This window comes from Hydrogenivirga sp. 128-5-R1-1 (assembly GCF_000171895.1).
This window is the reverse complement of the sequence record NZ_ABHJ01000196.1, coordinates 1-1,949: the sequence shown is the minus strand read 5'-3', so window position 1 is coordinate 1,949 and position 1,949 is coordinate 1. Positions and strand designations below refer to the sequence as shown.

Genomic DNA, 1,949 nt, shown 5'->3' with positions numbered 1-1,949 from the left:
AGTTTTGTATTTTAATAAAAATTTTGCAAAACTGATAGGGGTAAATGAAGAAAAAATAAAAAATTTTAGTATTTTTAAAATTTTAAAAACTATTGAAAAAGTAATAAGAGATGAAAATATACTAAAAAAATTAAGGGCTGATTACCTAAAGAATAAAGTAGATATATTTAAAGATTATTTTTATATAAAAAATGGCGATAAAAAGGTATTTTATAAAGAATCTTTGCCTTTTTATGTGAATGGTGTTTTTAAAGGAAGGGTTTGTTTATTGAGAGATGTTTCTAAAGAAAAAAAATATGAGAGGAAATTGTTGAAAGCAAGGCAGGAGTATGAGGATTTAGTTGAAAGCGTAAATGCTATTGTTCTGAAGTGGGAAGCTAATGGAAAAATTAAATTTATAAATAGGTATGGTCTTGAGTTTTTTAAGTTTAAAAAGGACGAGATTATTGGCAAATCTGTTTTTGAAACAATTGTTCCTCATACGGATAAAAATGGAAAAGATTTATACAAAATGATACAGGAAATTTCAATTAATCCTGAGAAATATATATACAATGAAAATGAAAATGTGGATAAATATGGGAATAGATACTGGATAGTCTGGAGAAACAAACCTGTTTATGATGATGATGGAAATCTGATAGAAATACTTTCTATAGGAAGTGATTATACTCAGCAAAAGAAATTAAAAGATAGACTTAAACAACTTGCAGAAACGGACGAATTAACAGGGATTTATAATCGCAGAAAATTTATGGAACTTTTGAAAAAAGAAACTGAAAAAAGTAAAAGATACAACAATAACATCTCTCTATTGTTGATAGATATTGATGATTTTAAGAAAATAAATGATACATACGGTCATGAAATAGGAGATTTTGTACTAACATTATTTTCAAAACTGGTAAGTAAAAATATAAGGGAAACAGATATATTTGCAAGATGGGGAGGGGAAGAGTTTGTAATATTAACCTTTACTGATTTAAGAAACGCAAAAATTTTAGGTGAAAAAATCTGTAATGTGGTTTCTAATTTTAAATTTGATGACCTTGACAAAATTACAGTAAGTATAGGAATAGCTTCTTATAAAAAAGACGAAGATATAAATTCCTTCATAAGCAGAGCAGATAAACTCATGTATAAAGCAAAACAAAGTGGGAAAAATAAAGTTGCTACAGCCTGAGGAATATATAATTAAATCTTAAGTAAGCTATTTTCTTCATAAAGCATTTCTTCAAGCTCATCTTCATAAAAGAATTTATCAGAAAAAGCAGGTTTTAGTTCATCTATCCACAGAGCATTTTGATTATACTGGGCGAAGAAAGGTTTGCCTACCCAGTCTGGATTTCTACCTTGTAGAAAATCTAAAACTATATACTTTTTCCCGTTTATCTCTGATACTCCAAGTATTCTTATTTTTCCAGGAGTTGCAGACATTGAAGGTCCTTTTACTGTTCGTGCAAGACCGCTTACTTTTTGGTAAGCTTCTCTAAATATTTCCCATGCTCTTACGATAGGTACTCCAAAGTAATGCTGTGCTCCTGTATCCCTTGCCATAAACATATAATAAGGTATCATTCCCTGCTTTACCTGCTCTTTCCACATTTTAGCCCAAACATCAGGATTATCATTTATATGTCTTAATATAGGAGACTGAGTTCTTATTACTGCTCCTGTTTCTCTTATTTTTTGAACGGCCTCTTTTACTTCATCTGTCTCAAGTTCTTTGTAGTGGTTAAAATGCGCCATATATGCAAGATGATAGCCTTTGTCTACAATTTTTTTAAACAGGTCTAAAAGCTCCTGTGCGTCATTATCTGTTAAAAATCTATAAGGCCAAAACCCAAGAGCTTTAGTTCCTATTCTAATTGTTTTTAAATGAGGTATGTTTGCCTCAAGTATAGGCTCTATATACTGCTTTAGAACATGAGTTTTCATTATTAAAGGGT

1 protein-coding gene and 1 pseudogene are annotated in these 1,949 nt (G+C 29.8%); one reads left to right on the top strand and one right to left on the bottom strand.

Annotated features, from left to right (window positions below; genetic code table 11):
• A partial coding sequence (locus tag HG1285_RS18930; protein ID WP_008288875.1) for a sensor domain-containing diguanylate cyclase occupies positions 1–1,183 on the top strand: 1,183 nt, incomplete at its 5' end.
• A gap of 11 nt (positions 1,184–1,194) precedes the next feature.
• Here the strand turns inward: HG1285_RS18930 and HG1285_RS19870 are convergent.
• A pseudogene (locus HG1285_RS19870) lies at positions 1,195–1,949 on the bottom strand (lysine 2,3-aminomutase); the annotation flags it as partial.